This window comes from Scytonema sp. PCC 10023 (assembly GCF_963920835.1).
In the GTDB taxonomy this organism is placed as follows: domain Bacteria; phylum Cyanobacteriota; class Cyanobacteriia; order Cyanobacteriales; family Nostocaceae; genus Kalymmatonema.
Genome location: NZ_CAWUDP010000029.1, coordinates 91,429 through 106,556, shown reverse-complemented (window position 1 = coordinate 106,556; position 15,128 = coordinate 91,429). Strand labels below are relative to the sequence as shown.

The 15,128-nt window shown below is 44.8% G+C and carries 14 protein-coding genes and 2 pseudogenes; 10 read left to right on the top strand and 6 right to left on the bottom strand.

Features of this window, described 5'->3' with window-relative positions:
- Positions 1–571: 571 nt before the first annotated feature.
- Positions 572–2,626 carry a potassium channel family protein gene (locus tag ACM0OZ_RS19060; RefSeq protein ID WP_414584389.1) on the top strand — a complete coding sequence of 685 codons (2,055 nt, stop codon included), beginning with the start codon at positions 572–574 and terminating at the stop codon, positions 2,624–2,626.
- Positions 2,627–2,639: 13 nt separating this feature from the next.
- Here ACM0OZ_RS19060 and mutL (ACM0OZ_RS19055) read toward each other — a convergent pair.
- From mutL (ACM0OZ_RS19055) to ACM0OZ_RS19045, 3 genes and pseudogenes are all read right to left on the bottom strand, one after another.
- A pseudogene (mutL, locus tag ACM0OZ_RS19055) lies at positions 2,640–3,617 on the bottom strand (DNA mismatch repair endonuclease MutL); the annotation flags it as partial.
- Positions 3,618–3,809: 192 nt separating this feature from the next.
- A pseudogene (gene mutL / locus ACM0OZ_RS19050) lies at positions 3,810–4,535 on the bottom strand (DNA mismatch repair endonuclease MutL); the annotation flags it as partial.
- A gap of 288 nt (positions 4,536–4,823) precedes the next feature.
- Positions 4,824–5,870: an adenosine deaminase gene (locus tag ACM0OZ_RS19045; RefSeq protein ID WP_414584388.1), complete on the bottom strand. Its 1,047-nt coding sequence runs from the start codon at positions 5,868–5,870 to the stop codon at positions 4,824–4,826.
- A gap of 413 nt (positions 5,871–6,283) precedes the next feature.
- Here ACM0OZ_RS19045 and ACM0OZ_RS19040 point away from each other — a divergent pair, with 413 nt between their 5' ends.
- The 6 genes from ACM0OZ_RS19040 to ACM0OZ_RS19015 all read left to right on the top strand — a co-directional run bounded on the left by ACM0OZ_RS19040 (position 6,284) and on the right by ACM0OZ_RS19015 (position 12,059).
- The gene (locus ACM0OZ_RS19040; RefSeq protein WP_414584387.1) at positions 6,284–7,627 is read left to right on the top strand and encodes an adenylosuccinate synthase; all 1,344 of its coding nucleotides are present in this window, start codon (positions 6,284–6,286) and stop codon (positions 7,625–7,627) included.
- A 122-nt stretch (positions 7,628–7,749) separates the two neighbouring features.
- Positions 7,750–8,340 (top strand): 50S ribosomal protein L25/general stress protein Ctc, encoded by a 591-nt coding sequence (locus ACM0OZ_RS19035; RefSeq protein ID WP_414584386.1) that lies wholly within the window; start codon positions 7,750–7,752, stop codon positions 8,338–8,340.
- A gap of 98 nt (positions 8,341–8,438) precedes the next feature.
- Complete coding sequence (locus ACM0OZ_RS19030) at positions 8,439–9,986, top strand: AAA family ATPase (protein ID WP_414584385.1); 1,548 nt, start codon at positions 8,439–8,441, stop codon at positions 9,984–9,986.
- 9 nt (positions 9,987–9,995) lie between these two features.
- The gene (locus ACM0OZ_RS19025) at positions 9,996–10,496 is read left to right on the top strand and encodes a hypothetical protein (protein WP_414584384.1); all 501 of its coding nucleotides are present in this window, start codon (positions 9,996–9,998) and stop codon (positions 10,494–10,496) included.
- A 447-nt stretch (positions 10,497–10,943) separates the two neighbouring features.
- Positions 10,944–11,735, top strand: coding sequence for a YdcF family protein (locus tag ACM0OZ_RS19020; protein ID WP_414584383.1), 792 nt, complete (start codon positions 10,944–10,946; stop codon positions 11,733–11,735).
- A gap of 102 nt (positions 11,736–11,837) precedes the next feature.
- On the top strand, positions 11,838–12,059 hold the full coding sequence (locus ACM0OZ_RS19015) for a hypothetical protein (protein WP_414584382.1): 222 nt from the start codon (positions 11,838–11,840) through the stop codon (positions 12,057–12,059).
- 5 nt (positions 12,060–12,064) lie between these two features.
- Here the strand turns inward: ACM0OZ_RS19015 and ACM0OZ_RS19010 are convergent, their stop codons facing one another.
- The gene (locus ACM0OZ_RS19010; RefSeq protein WP_414584381.1) at positions 12,065–12,334 is read right to left on the bottom strand and encodes a ferredoxin-thioredoxin reductase variable chain; all 270 of its coding nucleotides are present in this window, start codon (positions 12,332–12,334) and stop codon (positions 12,065–12,067) included.
- Between the two features lie 601 nt (positions 12,335–12,935).
- Here ACM0OZ_RS19010 and ACM0OZ_RS19005 point away from each other — a divergent pair.
- Both ACM0OZ_RS19005 and ACM0OZ_RS19000 read left to right on the top strand, forming a co-directional pair.
- Complete coding sequence (locus tag ACM0OZ_RS19005) at positions 12,936–13,139, top strand: hypothetical protein (protein WP_414584380.1); 204 nt, start codon at positions 12,936–12,938, stop codon at positions 13,137–13,139.
- 25 nt (positions 13,140–13,164) lie between these two features.
- Positions 13,165–13,725: a Uma2 family endonuclease gene (locus ACM0OZ_RS19000; protein ID WP_414584379.1), complete on the top strand. Its 561-nt coding sequence runs from the start codon at positions 13,165–13,167 to the stop codon at positions 13,723–13,725.
- Positions 13,726–13,782: 57 nt separating this feature from the next.
- On the opposite strand, the gene ACM0OZ_RS18995 is transcribed toward ACM0OZ_RS19000, so the two are convergent.
- Together ACM0OZ_RS18995 and ACM0OZ_RS18990 are read right to left on the bottom strand one after the other, a co-directional pair.
- Positions 13,783–14,220, bottom strand: a complete 438-nt coding sequence (locus ACM0OZ_RS18995) for a hypothetical protein (RefSeq protein WP_414584378.1) — start codon at positions 14,218–14,220, stop codon at positions 13,783–13,785.
- A 193-nt stretch (positions 14,221–14,413) separates the two neighbouring features.
- Positions 14,414–14,704, bottom strand: a complete 291-nt coding sequence (locus ACM0OZ_RS18990) for a hypothetical protein (RefSeq protein WP_414584377.1) — start codon at positions 14,702–14,704, stop codon at positions 14,414–14,416.
- A gap of 201 nt (positions 14,705–14,905) precedes the next feature.
- On the opposite strand from ACM0OZ_RS18990, the gene ACM0OZ_RS18985 reads away from it, so the two are divergent.
- Complete coding sequence (locus ACM0OZ_RS18985) at positions 14,906–15,100, top strand: hypothetical protein (protein WP_414584376.1); 195 nt, start codon at positions 14,906–14,908, stop codon at positions 15,098–15,100.
- Positions 15,101–15,128: the final 28 nt, after the last annotated feature.

Here is a 15,128-nt window from a genome sequence, read left to right as displayed (position 1 = left end):
TGTAGGGTGGGCACTGCTAGTCAAGCCATTGCAGTTCTAGAGTATCGGTGGGCACTGCCCACCACTGTGGCTCTTGTTTCTAAACGGTTCATACACTGCCCACCCTACGCTCAGCATAGTCATCAAAATATAATGGTTGGGAGGCAGAGCCTCCTTTTAGGCATTCCTATGCTGAGCATAGGAACGAGAGACAGGTACCCCTCTCCTTACTAAGGAGAGGGGATGGGGTGAGGTTTGTAGAGCAATTTAGCTTCTATGGGTACAGCCGACTGTATGCATATCCTGTCAATATTTGGTTTTTTAAATTCTGGAATCTTGATAAACCGCTTTGTAGTTGTTATTATCAAACAGCATATATAAAATCTATTCCTAAAGACTTATGTTAATCCCCCCTTCGGCTACTTGCCAAAGGGGTATTTTAATAGATACCTGCAAAGAAAGGGCGATTGGCGGTTCATTAGACTTCTCCCGTTTTAGTAAAGCGCTGTCGGTTGCTCAATTTTTTTTAATACTCATATAATCGTAGTAAACACATACTGTTAGCAGTACCGAATGCTGCCATCAACAGAAAGTGCATTCTCCACACAGCACAAATCAAGACAAAAAGCAAGACCTTTTCTTAGTATGCGGACTCAAAAGTTTAGGGCAACATTGTGTTGCAGTCCTAAAGGAGTACGATGTTAAAGTTAGCGCCATTGACGTTGTGCAGCCCAGAAGTTGGGAAGTCCCAGAAGTACCAAACTTACTAGAAAAGTTCATCATAGGAGACTGCCGCCAGCCAAGTATTTTAGAGCAGGCAGGTATACGTCAGTGTCGTTCAATACTTTTACTGACAAGAAATGAGCGGATGAATATAGAGGCTGCGTTTGCAGCACGGCGTCTTAATCCGCACGTTCGCTTGATTGTACGTTCTGATAAACAAAATTTCAACGAACTCTTGTACGAAAATCTACGCAATTTTGCTGCCTTTGAGCCTACCCATCTCTGCGCTCATGCCTTCGCTCTGACAGCCCTCGGTTCTGAAGCTATTGGATATTTCACCTTAGAAGGGCAACTGTTGCGAGTGATAGAGCATCAGGTACAACCAAACGAGCGCTGGTGCGATCGCAAGCCAGTACATAGACTCAATCTAACAACTCGCCGCATCTTGTGTCATACACCTGTTTCATCTGACGCACCCAAACAATTCTATGACTGGGATCCAGAGGCAGAAGTGCAAGCGGGAGACACACTCGTTTACATTGATGTTGCACACGAACTGGATTTATCTGAGCAAGATACAAGCAAATCTCACCACAAAAGGTGGCAGTGGCAACAGTTTGTCCGAGGCATCACACCAAAGAATCTTAAGCAGAAAATAGTGCAATTTTGGCAATCTTACTACCAAAGCCAAAATCAAATCCGGCGAATTGCGACAATCTATGCGATGACTGTAGTCATCCTGTGGCTCGTCGGAATAGTTCTTTACCGCTTGTATTATCCTGACATCACTCTCCAAGAAGCTTTCTATGCAACAGCAGTCTTGCTGTTGGGAGGATACGGAGATTTATTTGGCGGCGTTGAGTTTGTATCGCAACAACCATCAGAGCATATGCCATGGTGGTTGCGGTTGTTCAGCCTGGGACTCACGTTGACAGGTCAAGCTTTTGTGGGAGTATTGTATGCACTGCTGACTGATGCTCTTGTCACTTCAAGGTTCGAGTTTTTCAATTCCCATCCTCCCATACCACAATCCAACCATGTGGTACTGATTGGGTTAAATCGACTGGGGCTGAGAGTGGCTGCTCTTTTGCAAGAACTCAACCAGCCGTTAGTCGGAATTCATACTACCAGTCTCGACGAACGCACTTTACGCGAGATGCCCCTTATTGTTGGCAATGGTATTGAAGCACTTGCTCAGGTGAATCTCTCCCATGCCAAAAGCATCGTTTTAGTCGGGGACGATAACATGGAAAATCTGGAAATTGGGCTGATGGCTCATGCAATCAACCCCACCAGTCGCTTGATTATCCGCTCTCAAGATCGCCAATTTAGTGACAATATAGCTCCTCTGTTTCCCTATGCCAAAGTTCTGTGTGGCGCGGCTTTGTCAGCGGAAGTCTTTGCTTGTGCTGCTTTTGGAGAAAACGTTCTTAGCTTTTTTCACTTGAGTAATCAAATAGTCATGGTGACGGAATACAACATTGAACAGGGCGATACTCTCAATGGATTGCTTCTATCTGAAATAGCTCATGGTTACGGTGTTGTGCCGATTCTCTACCAGAAAGAGCGGCAAGAGAATTACTCGTTATTGCCCTGGGATGATTTCAAGCTTTCTGCTGGCGATCGCTTGATTGTTTTAGCCACAAGCAGTGCTTTGCAGCGAATTGAATGGGGTGAAATGCTGCCTCGTCTTTTTAAGGTGCAGATTGAAAAAGCTTTGACTAGAAATGCTATTGCTGATGGTGCAGAAGAAATAGCGTTGATTACTGGATGTAGTTTCACTACTGCTAGGCAATCGATGAATAACTTGCCTAGAGTGTTGCCAACACCACTTTATAAACATCAAGCTCAGCATCTCGTGCGCAAGCTAACAAAACTACAAGTTTTGGCAAGTGTCATCTTCATTGGGCAAACCATCAAATAGGTCAAAATAACATTCAGATACCGTGACTTTTCCCAATCACCCAATGACGTTTGAAAAAACGCGCTAAAGCCGACTCTTCCAAAGATAAATAAATTGGGCGTCCGTGGGGACAGGTGCGGGGGTTGCGCGTGCGTTGCCATTGCTCTAGAAGTGTTTGCATTTCTTGTAAACTCAGGGTTGTACCGTTGCGAATGGCACTACGACAAGCAACGGCAACTTGCGCTGCTTGCAAGTCACCTCCCCAACTGAGTTCTAAAATTGCATCGGCACAGTCGTCTCGCTGTTGAAAAAGTGCGGGTACGCTGCGGACTGCCCAAAGTTGTTCGCCAAAGGGTTCTATATCCAAACCAATACGTTGCACTTGCGAGACTTGAGCCGGAGATAATTGATAAAGAATGACTGGAGGTTCGATGGGAATAATCTTCCAATTGTCGCACAATTGCTCGTACAAAACTCGCTCATGAGCAATGTGCTGTTCAACTAACCACATTCCACCTGGATGTTCTGCCACGATGTAGGTGTTATTAACTTGAGCAACGGCTTTGAGTTGCAGAGACGTTGCATGCACCGTCTCTCCATCCGTTTTGTGTTCTTCACTGGGAATAGAACGATTGACGTTGTATCCGCCTTTTTCTTCTGCGGCTTTGAGTAATTTACCAACTCGCGTTGTGTGAACAGCATCTTTAACAGACGTAGAATTGATGCGGAGTGCTTGGGCGATCGCCCCACTAATTTGTTCTTGCCAATGACTCAGTTGGTTGAGATAAATTTCTGATTTTGCTGGGTTGCGGTTCCAGTTGATATGTTCGGGAGAAATGAATAAATGCAGGAAACAAACTGGATAGCGATCGCGCGGTAATGTCCGATGAAATGCTGACAGAATAGTTTGCTCTAATTCCGACGACTTCACCATCCGTCCGTTGACAGCAACCCGCACCCAGTCTGGACGATGGCGATGACAGCGATCAGGTAATCCTACAACCAAATGTAGTCCTGAGTTCCTAGCTGCGGTTTCTGAATTCTCACTCGTGAGTTTTGAGTTCTCACTCGTGAGTCTTGAATTCTCGCTAGTGACTTCTGAGTTCTGAGTTGTCAGTTGTAGAGACGCGACGCCAGTCGCCTGCGGAGGGAAACCCTCCCGCAGCGCTGGCTCGCCATGGCGCGTCTTTACATTTGTCAGTTCTGAATTCTGAGTTCTGAGTTCTGAGTTCTCAGGATTGGGTATTTCTAATTTTAACTCGTGTAAATCCGCTTCTTTAACCTGATGTAGAATCTGGGGCAACAGTTGTCCTATCGAAGCGGAGGGACAAAGGGTAAACCACTGTCGGTCATTTTGCCACACTTGCCAGGTAACATGAGGATGACACAAAGCGATTTGATGAATCGTTGCTTGCACTGCTTTCATTTGCTGTGCTAATGTTGGCAACGCCTCACGACGAGGTAAACAATTTCCAAATAAATTTGAGACTGTCACAACTGTACCAGGAGCGATCGCAGCAACTTCTACGTACAATGCTTCTCCAGCATAGCCATACACAACCCGCCACCCACAATCTCCACTTCTGGGACGACTCAATATTTCTAAATCTGCCAGAGTCGTCAAACTATGCAACGCCTCTCCACGAAACCCCAAACTCGTAATTTTCCACAAATCTGCACAATTACGAATTTTACTGGTACTATGTGGCGTTGCTGCTTTGTGCAAGTCATCTAATGTCATTCCGCAGCCATTATCTGCTACACGCACACGCCATTGCTGAGGCGAGAGGGAAACAACAATCCGTGTCGCACCTGCATCTAGGGAATTTTCGACCAATTCCCGTACGACAGAAGCAAAACAGTCGATAACCTCTCCGGCTGTAATGAGATGTACGACTTCTGCTGGTAAAGCTTGAATAGTTGACATCATGAACTACAGTGTAGAGGACGAGTCAACCAGTGTGATGACCAGAGCGAATTTTACTACAACGTTTTTATAGAAATTTGTCCTGTTTAACAAGACTTAACTTATTGAAGATTAAACAGAAATATTACAGCAATTTTTACCCTACCCGCCCTATCGGGCACCCTCCCCGATTCATGGGGAGGGTTGGGGCGGGGTAATTTTCTTTACAAATGTTCATCCGGACATGAGACTACTCAGTACTTAAGACCGTTTTTGCTGACATCTGACAGCCAGTCAAACGCCTGTGGCAGTTTACGACTCCATGATGGCTAAAGCTTTAGCCGGTTCAGTGTTTAGCAACCCATTGAGTAAGGATACTGGACGCTGGCTGTAAGGCCAAGCAAAAGCATGACGGAATGCTGCATCCTGGCAAGCTTGTAACTGTTGAAAGTTAATAATGTCGTAAGTCAAGAGATTTTCATACTCAAATGGCAGACGCACATTATGCAACCCGGCGTTATCAGTACAAATAGCGATGTCTACCCCGGCATCAAAACATCGGTCAAAGACTAACTTGAGTTGACGTATGTCTTCCAAAGTCCCAGTTTTCAGGTAGGTTGTGGGGCAAACCTCCAAACACTGACCGCGCGTCGCCACATCTTTAAGTAACTCAGGATACAACAGAGGAATTTGAATGCCGTGACCAATCCGCATCAGATAAGGTAAAAGTTGGGGATAACACCCAGCAGTCGTTTCATAAAGATGACCTGTGGTGTTAATTCCAAGCGATCGCGCATAATCATATAAACTAATCCATTCCTCCATGCGATCGGCATAGTAGCTGTCTCCCCCAGCCACATCTACACCACAAACATACTGCTTGTTTTGTGCTGCCAAATCAATAATTGCCTTATTCACCTCAAACGGTAGGCGTGTGTGCATACAAAGAATTTGGCTAGTGACAATCGGATATTCCGATATTTGGCTAGCTTTGCCCACAACTTTCACAATTTCCGCCATTTTGTCAATTCTCTCTGATTGACTCAGATGGTCTGGTGTGCGCAAATAAGGGGTGTAGCGCAGTTCTAGATAAGCCAAATTTTCAAAAATGTAAGCACCCCTAAGCAAGCGGTAGATAAAGTAAGGCAAAGTCTCCACAGTTTGCACGCTTTCTACCAAAGTGTGTAACTCCAGATACTCATCTAGAGTATTGCGCGGGCGCGTGTAAAACTCTTCAAACTCTGAATACTCAGCAAACCGAGAAATCATCTCAGACGAGTTGCGCTCGAAGTATCGCCACAATACACGAGGGACAACCGAACCGCCTAGATGCCTATGTAATTCTGCATATAAAGCCATAGTAGTCTTTTAACAAACCGAAAAATTGTAATTATTATTAACAGTAACAAATAAAAAAAACAAGCTATGGCAATCCTAAATCATAAGCCCTACGGCCACGCTACGGGGAGGCGCTGCGGCACGCTCTCGCGTTCGTGAGAACTCTCTTTTTCTCCTTTCTTGGCGCTCTTTGCGACGCCAGTCGCCTGGGTCGGGAAACCCTCCTGCAGCGCTGGCTCGTCTTGGCGGTAGCCTGCGGCACGCCGCTACGCGTCTACGTTTTCAATAGATATCTCATAACTTATCTAGGATTCCTATATGAGATAAGACATTATTATCTTATTTATTGAATTTTTTCCTTCCATACATTGACATAAGCAAACAAATATGCTGATAATAATAATTTGTGGAAACTTTAGCTCTTTAATAAAAACTTGGCTAACGTCATTGTTATAGGTGCCCAGTGGGGCGATGAAGGAAAAGGTAAAATAACAGACTTGCTCAGCCGCTCCGCAGATGTTGTCGTACGTTACCAAGGGGGTGTCAATGCTGGACACACAATTGTAGTCAAGGGTCAAACCTTCAAGCTGCACTTGATTCCCTCTGGTATTTTGTATCCAAATACCGACTGCATTATCGGCTGTGGGACAGTCATAGATCCACAGGTTTTGATAGCAGAACTTGACCAACTAGAAGCACTTGGTGTTTCCACTCGCCATCTGCTGATTTCTGAGACAGCTCATATCACGATGCCTTACCACCGATTGATTGACTCGGCATCGGAGGAGCGAAGGGGTAGCCATAAAATTGGCACTACCGGTCGAGGGATTGGTCCAACTTATGCTGATAAATCAGAGCGGACTGGTATCAGGGTTTTAGATTTGATGGATCCTGAAGGACTGCGCGAACAGCTCGAATGGACGATTAATTATAAAAACGTCATTCTGGAAAAGCTTTACAATATACCGCCGTTAGACCCGCAACAGGTGATTGACGAGTATTTGGGGTATGCAGAACGCCTGCGACCGTACGTCGTTGATACATCCTTAAAAATATACGACGCGGTTCAAAGGCGGCGCAATATTTTGTTTGAAGGAGCGCAGGGTACGCTCTTGGACTTGGATCATGGGACATACCCTTATGTTACCTCCTCTAACCCAGTGGCGGGAGGAGCTTGTGTTGGGACGGGGCTAGGACCAACAATGATTGACCGAGTGATTGGGGTAGCGAAAGCTTACACCACTCGGGTTGGCGAGGGACCTTTCCCCACAGAAATAGACGGGGAATTGGGAGAATTATTATGCTCGCTTGGTGCGGAATTTGGCACAACCACTGGACGTAAGAGACGTTGCGGCTGGTTTGATGCGGTTATTGGTCGCTATGCCGTCCGCATTAATGGTATGGACTGTTTGGCAATCACCAAACTCGATGTCCTCGACGAACTGGAGGAAATCAAAGTTTGTGTAGCTTATGAGATAGATGGGGAACGCAGTGAACACTTTCCTCGCAGCGCCCGTCAATTTGCCCGGTGTCGCCCGATCTACAAAACCTTGCCAGGATGGCGCACCTCAACCAGTCACTGCCGCTCTTTAGAAGAATTGCCAAGGCAAGCGCTAGACTACTTAAAATTCTTGGCAGAATTGATAGAAGTGCCGATCGCAATTGTCTCCTTAGGAGCGAGCCGCGATCAAACTATCATTGTAGAAGACCCGATCCACGGTCCGAAACGTGCTTTGTTGCACCCTGACGGCACGCCCGCTTCATTGCTGAGTGCGTAGGGGTGTAAGGTATTGTGCCAATACGAGCGTGATAGTATCAAAATCCGCCACTTGCTTCAACGGGGGAAACCCCCGCAACGCAGTGGCTCAAAAATCCAAAATCTAAAATCTAAAATCCTAACATGGAGTTAACAGTCGAATCTCAAAAGCGGCCAGAAGGCAGCAAGCCCAATGCTTTGCGCCGTTCTGGAAAAATCCCCGCGAATTTGTACGGTCATAAAGGTACCGAGTCAATTGCTCTGGTTATTGATGCTAAGGTTGTTGAGCGCCTGCTCATTAAGGGTTCGATTAACAACACTTTGATTGACCTCAACATTACTGATATTCCTTGGCGTGGGAAAACCTTGCTACGGGAAGTTCAATCTCATCCAGCAAAACGTACGCCTTACCACCTCAGCTTTTTTGCTGTCGCAGGTCACGGCGACACTGATGTGGAAGTACGTCTGAGTTTTGTGGGAGAACCAGTGGGTGTGAAGCAACAAGGTGGTGTATTAGACACGCACCTTACAGCCTTGTCGCTGCGTTGTGCACCAGAAAACATTCCTCAAGTGATTGAGGTTGATGTCTCTAATCTAAACATCGGAGATAGTTTGACTGTTGAGCAACTCTCTCTGCCTGAGGGGGCAAAATATTTGGGTGAGCCAGGGCAATCTGTTCTGATTGTGTTGCCTCCACAAGGAAGTTCTGATACAGAAACAGAACCAGTTACCTAAAATACTTAAAGTTTGTTATAGTTACCGTTGAAACCAGGGGGCATACCTCTGGTTTTTTGTTATTTGAACCGCCAAGTCGCCAAGGACGCCAAGAGAAGATGACAGAAGTTTCGATTCCGGCTTTAATTGAGCAGATGTTGCAGCCTGGGTTTTATCAGCATCCGGTGAAGGAACCGATTCAATTGGTTCAGACGCATATTTCTTATGTGCTGTTGACTGGAGATTATGCTTATAAAGTGAAAAAGCCTGTTAATTTTGGCTTTTTGGATTTTTCGACTTTAGAGAAGCGGGGACATTTTTGTCAGGAAGAGTTACGTTTGAATCAGCGGGGAGCTGCGGAACTTTATTTGGAGGTGTTCCCTATAACTTTGGTGGGGGAGCAGTACCAACTAGGAGGAACAGGAGAAGCTGTGGAATATGTGCTGAAAATGGTTCAGTTTCCCACAGATGGGCTGTTTAGCAAAATGTTTGAGCAGGGTCAGTTAAATGAAGCACTTGTAGAAGAGTTGGGACGGGTGGTAGCTGAATATCATGACACGAAAACTGTGACGAATGATTACATTCGCTCTTTTGGTGAAGTGGAGCAAATTCGGGCTGCGTTTGACGAGAATTACGAGCAAACGCAAAAGTATATCGGTGGTCCCCAAACACAGCAGCAGTTTGACGAGACAAAGGAGTATACAGATAAGTTTTTTGCCGAACGTCGCGAACTCTTTAACAGCAGAATTCAAAAGAATTATCTTCGAGAATGTCACGGCGATTTGCACCTGGGAAATATTTGTTTGTGGAAAGATAAAATTTGGCTGTTTGACTGCATCGAGTTTAATGAGCCGTTTCGCTTTGTCGATACAATGTTTGACGTTGCTTATGCTGTGATGGATTTGGAAGGTCAGCAGCGTCCTGATTTGAGTAATGCTTATTTGAATACTTACGTTGAGGTGACTGGGGATTGGGAAGGGTTACAGGTATTGCCCATTTATTTAAGCCGACAATCGTATGTCAGGGCAAAGGTGACTTCATTCTTGTTAGATGACCCGAGTGTCCCCTCTTCGGTGAAGGAGGAGGTCGCAAAAAAAGCAGCGAATTATTACAAGCTTGCTTGGGAATACACAAAACCCCGTCAAGGACGGCTGATTTTGATGTCGGGTGTATCGGGTTCTGGTAAAAGTACGACAGCACGGTATTTAGCTCGTCAATTGGGAGCAATTCAAATTCGTTCGGATGCGGTGCGAAAACATCTGGCGGGAATTGGGTTGTTGGAACGGGGTGGTGATGATTTGTACACAGCCGAGATGACGCAGAAAACTTATGCACGGCTGTTGGAATTGGGAATTTTGTTGGCAAGTCAAGGATACTCGGTGATTTTGGATGCTAAGTATGACCGACAACAGTTGCGTGAGGAGGCGATCGCCTCAGCTCAACAGCATCAACTTCCTTTGCAAATTATCTCCTGCACAGCACCGATAGAAGTTTTGCAACAGCGATTGGATGACCGTACTGGTGATATTGCTGATGCGACTGCTGCCAACTTAAAATCTCAGATCGAGCAAGCTGAACCTTTGACTGAAAAAGAAAAACCACTCGCTAAAATTTTGGATACGACTCAATCAATAGAGGCACAATTAAAGAATGTAATTGAGCAATAAACTTACCTTATGGCACCACCAAAGCTAAACTTCTCACCAAACTTCGTAACGCAAATCCTACTTGGGTTATTTTTCACACTCATATTTATAGCGACAGGATACGACCCAGCCTTCAGTATTTTTCTGGGCGTCTTGGGTGGTTTCGCCTTAGGCTGGGTGACGGCATCAACCAAAAGTGGTCCCCAGGCATCTACAGTAGCTACCTCTGAAGGCGTCGATGCAGGCTTGAAGTATTGGTTATTTTTCTTACTCGGCTTTGTGTTTGTGGGGTATAAACCACCGATGGGTATCTTTCTGGGTGCGATCGCTGGTATAGGCGGAGGGTGGATTATTGCTTGGTGGCAAAGTAAGGAAGAATCAAGAACTCAGCTCCCACAAGAAGACTTAGAAGACGGCGAAGCTGAAATTGGCACTGAAAAACAACTAACCAGAGGACGCCAAGTCAGGAAAACCACTCGCCGTTTTCGTCGCCGCCCTGGAAGTATTAATTTCCGGTTTTGGGAAAGGTAGCCAGAGGGAGGGAGAGAGGGAGGGAAGGAGGGAGATGAGGGAGATAAGGGAGATGAGGGAGATAAGGCAATACAGTTCAGTTAGGGCTGAACAATATGAATTTCCAGTGTGTAGAGACGTTGCGTCCGAAAGTTCTACAAAGGTTGACGGTAGATCAATTCTCTTAACTGAACCGTATTGGGAGATAAGGCGGTTTCTGAGAAAGAATTTACCACTTAAAGCGAGGCATCCCGTTAACCCATAGGAAGTTCAGCCAACCTCCCCAGTAATTTGTTTCCTGAAAATCACCTAAGGGAGAGTAGCCATTGTTTATTTACTTCTGTATCCTCATCCTCCCCATCCCCCTCATCCTCCCCATCCCCCTCATCTCTCTCCCTCTCTCCCTCTCTCCCTCTCTCCCTCCCTCATTTCCCTCATCCCCATCATGTCAACTGAGAAATTTGCCAAATGTTTTTCTATCTCTCCAAGTTGCTACCACTGTTTTTCTATCCCCTAGGACTGGCTTGCTTATGCTTGCTGGTAGCACTTTTTATGTTATGGAAACGACCACGCACTGCGGCGCTTGCAATTGCGCTGGCGCTGATTTTATTGTTATCTAGCAGTAATGCCTGGGTTTCTCGCTTGCTTGTGCAGTCTTTGGAATGGCAAAATCTTCCACCTATTGAAATACCAACGGCAGAAGCCATTGTGGTTTTGGGTGGTGCTACCAGATCAGCTTTGCCGCCACGACCCAGTGTAGATTTAAATGAAGCAGGCGATCGCGTGATTTATGCTGGTCAACTCTACCGCGAAAAAAAAGCTCCTGTGATCATTCTTAGTGGTGGTCGGATTAATTGGAAGGGAAGCGGTTCACCAGAATCGGCGGATATGGCTAGTATCCTCACCTCTATTGGTATACCAGAAGCAGCAATTGTACAGGAGCCTGAAGCCCTCAATACTTATGAAAATGCGGTGAATGTCAAGAAGATTTTGGTGTCTCGCGGGATTCGCCGCGTTTTACTGGTGACTTCGGCAATTCATATGCCGCGATCGCTTCTCATTTTCCGTCGTCAAGGTATTGATGCCATTCCCACACCCACTGACTTTCTCATTAGTGAGGGTGATTTGCAAGAACTTACCAGCACGCCAAAGGCGGCGTTACTAAATGTGTTACCTGATGTTGACAACCTAAACTTATTTACCGCTGCTTTGAAAGAATACGTTGGTATTTTCGCCTATCGCTTGCGCGGATGGCTGTGAAAGCAAGTTATGACTTAGTAGCTATTGAGTACGTAATAATAAATAAAGATTTGTACAACAACTCCCCATTTTTAACTCTTATCTTCTTGCTGAATTAGGATTATGTCTCAAGAGTTACCGCTTATTATACCTGCCCCTCAACCGCAAGTTGAGGACACATTTGCCTCTTACCAAACAACTCACCAGTTCTATTACGAAGTTCAGGCGCGGTCAGAGCTTAAGAAATACTGTGAATGGTATTATACTACAGCAGAGACCCATCGTCAAGAGCTAGAAAGAATGCGCGGCGAACTAAATATAATGCAGTGGTTTCGCCGCAAATGACTGATTTAGAGGGTTTCTAATTCATTTTCACGCAAGTGTGCCTTGAATTTTTTACTAAACTGAACTTGAATCGGCAAGTTAGCGCTGACAGGTCTACCTTGCCATTGATTGATAATACCTACCACTTCACCTTCTGTGCCTTTGAGGTCAAAAGCTTTCCCACGATGCTCAGGATGATGATAAACTATGACGGATTCTTTAACGCGGACGCGATCGCCAATTTTCATATTAGTATTTACACCTAGCTTTTGTTCCACAACTGTCTCCACAGCCATCCCTCTCTAAACTTGCTTTTTTGAAAAATAGACTGCTTGCCAACAAAAGTTACCGTTAAATCATAGCCAGTACAGATGCGCTGTTGGGCGTTCCTGTAGTTGCTAGAGAAACAAAGCTCCCAAGTTCCCGCTTGTTGGGAAACCCCAACAGGAGAGCCAGTTGCCGTGAGAGCGGGAAACCCTCCTGGATCACTGGTCTCACCGCCTGTAGGACTTCTCTCTGCCTGTGCAGGCTTTATGATTTAATGATCAGCCTTCGTCCTTACTCCTTTGTTCTGCCAATCAACGAAGAGACGAACAGGGATAGGGCAACATGAGAGCCGCCTCGTATTTGGGCAAGAGGTCTAGTTCTTATTATCTTCACTCTAGGATGCTCCCAAGGTCAACTGCATGCTGAGAAAGTTAAGGGAAGCTAGCAATAGACCTCTTGCATGAATGCTTTAAAACAATTGTAGGATGTGTTAGGACGAAGTCCGTAACGCATCTGAGCCTTATTGCGGTGCTGAATCATTGTATTTTTGCAACAAATCTCATAATTTAAGATACGGGAAAAAGTAGAGGACGAAATCCGTAACGCATCTGAGCCTTGTTGCGGTGCTGAATGATTGTATTGCTGCAACAGGCGTTGCTGATTCAAAGTATGAATTTAGGCTCGCGCCAAGACGCAAAGGCGAACCAGCGCTATGCAGGAGGGTTTCCCGACAGCCAGGCGACTGGCGTCGCAAAGATAAGGATTTTGAAAATTAAAGGAAGAAAATTTCATACCTCAATTCAGCAACACCCTGCAACAAATCTAATAATTTAAGATACGGCAAAAAGTAGAGGTAGCAATGTCTGTGCAATTACTAAGACGGAAATTCACAGTTGAACAATACCACAAAATGGCTGAATCGGGAATTCTTACTGAGGATGACCGAGTAGAACTGATACGAGGAGAGATCATTGAAATGTCACCCATTGGAACCAAACACGCTGCTTGTGTAAGACGCTCAAGCAACTTATTATCTGCAAAACTACAAGGACGTGCCTTAATAGATACTCAAAATCCAGTGGTGTTAAACGATAACTCCGAACCGCAGCCAGATGTGACATTGCTGCAACCCCGCGAAGATTTTTATGAAAACGCACATCCTCAACCAAACGATATTTTCCTGGTTATAGAAGTGGCAGATACAACGGTTAAATATGACCGGGAAGTGAAAATCCCTCTTTATGCTGAAGACGAGATAACTGAAGTTTGGTTAGTAGATATTAATGAGCAATGTGTGGAAGTTTTTCGAGAACCGACAGCTGATGGATATCGGAATGTTCAGAAGTTGACGCGGGGTGAAAGTTTATCAATTCAGGCATTTCCTGATGTGATGATTACTGTTGATGAAATATTAGGATAGTTCTTGTTTCTACTCCAGATATTTAATTTAATATTTTGTGTGTAGATACAGAAAAATTTATTTCTTCTCCTCTTCACCCTCGGAAGCAGTATATTTACAGAAAACATTCAGCCCAATTTTTAAAATATATAACGCGACAATTGTAGCGATCGCCCCATCAATAGGTATGCCATTTAAGGCTGCAACTGTCACCAATGAACCGATAATACTGTTGAGTAAAGAAGCGCTACCAGGATTATTGGTGTATTCCTTGAGTTTCCCGCGTAAACCTTCATCACCGCAGATTTCAGCGCGGATTTCATCAAGTACAAGTTGCAATAGAGATTTGCTCTTGCCGTATTCTTGAATGCCGAATTGTTCTTGCCAGAGAATGTCAAAACTAGCTTCTAAATTACCGTTGTTTTGTTCTAGGGTGGAAAGTGCTTTTTGTGCAGGTTCGTCTTTGAGAATTTGTTGGATTTCTTGAATTTCAGAAGCGATTAATTGAGTGTTCATAGATATATTTTTAACAAAATAAGTAGGTTGGTGTAAATCATTAAAGGTATGTAGTATCTGTAGGGTGGGCAATGCCTACCGTATCTGGCTTATATTTGGATTTTGGTAAGCATTGCCCACCTTACGTGTATTCTGTAAAAGGGATGCCGTTCCAGAGCAAAATCAAGAATTATATTAGTGTCTTGCAAGACTTTCACAGATTATGTTTCTCCTTCAAATATTCCCATTTTGCTTGCTCAGGGTCAAAGTCTGAAGGAGTTGGTTCTGTGCTTTCTAACCACTCTTTCAAAATGGGAATAGAGCATTCTACTACTCTTTTTTGCTTTGTAGGCTGTGGTTGAGTTTGAGTTTCTGTAGAAGTTTCTACAGATGGTTCTGATTGCAAAATAATGACTTCCACCTTACCAGGAGCAATATTGAGAGGTTCGTCAATAATTAAGTGACCTGATTCATCAATTGTTGCATTCAACTTGTAGGCTTGCATACTTTTGCTCCTTTTTGTTTCTAGAATATAGCCGTTCAGGAGTTGAGTGCAATACATCAAGAAATAAGAACCACAGATGGACACAGATAAATAATTATTTCATCCAAACGAGAAGCGCTATAAAACACGGCTGTTGTAAACGTCGCGATCAGCTTCGCTGCGCGGAACGCGATCGCATTCCCTCATCGTCTTATTGTTGAGATGGCGATCGCACTCACGAATCATCTGGTTGTCGTTACTCCCGCAATTGCTGTCGTCACTCCCAAAGTTGTTGTCGTTACTCCCAAAGTTGCTGTCGTTACTCCCGAAGTTGTTGTCGTTACTCCCAAAGTTGCTGTCGTTACTCCCAAAGTTGCTGTCGTGGCAACCGCTTATGAATTCGTTACCACACGTTAAATAAAACTTATGAATGAAACCGCGAGAT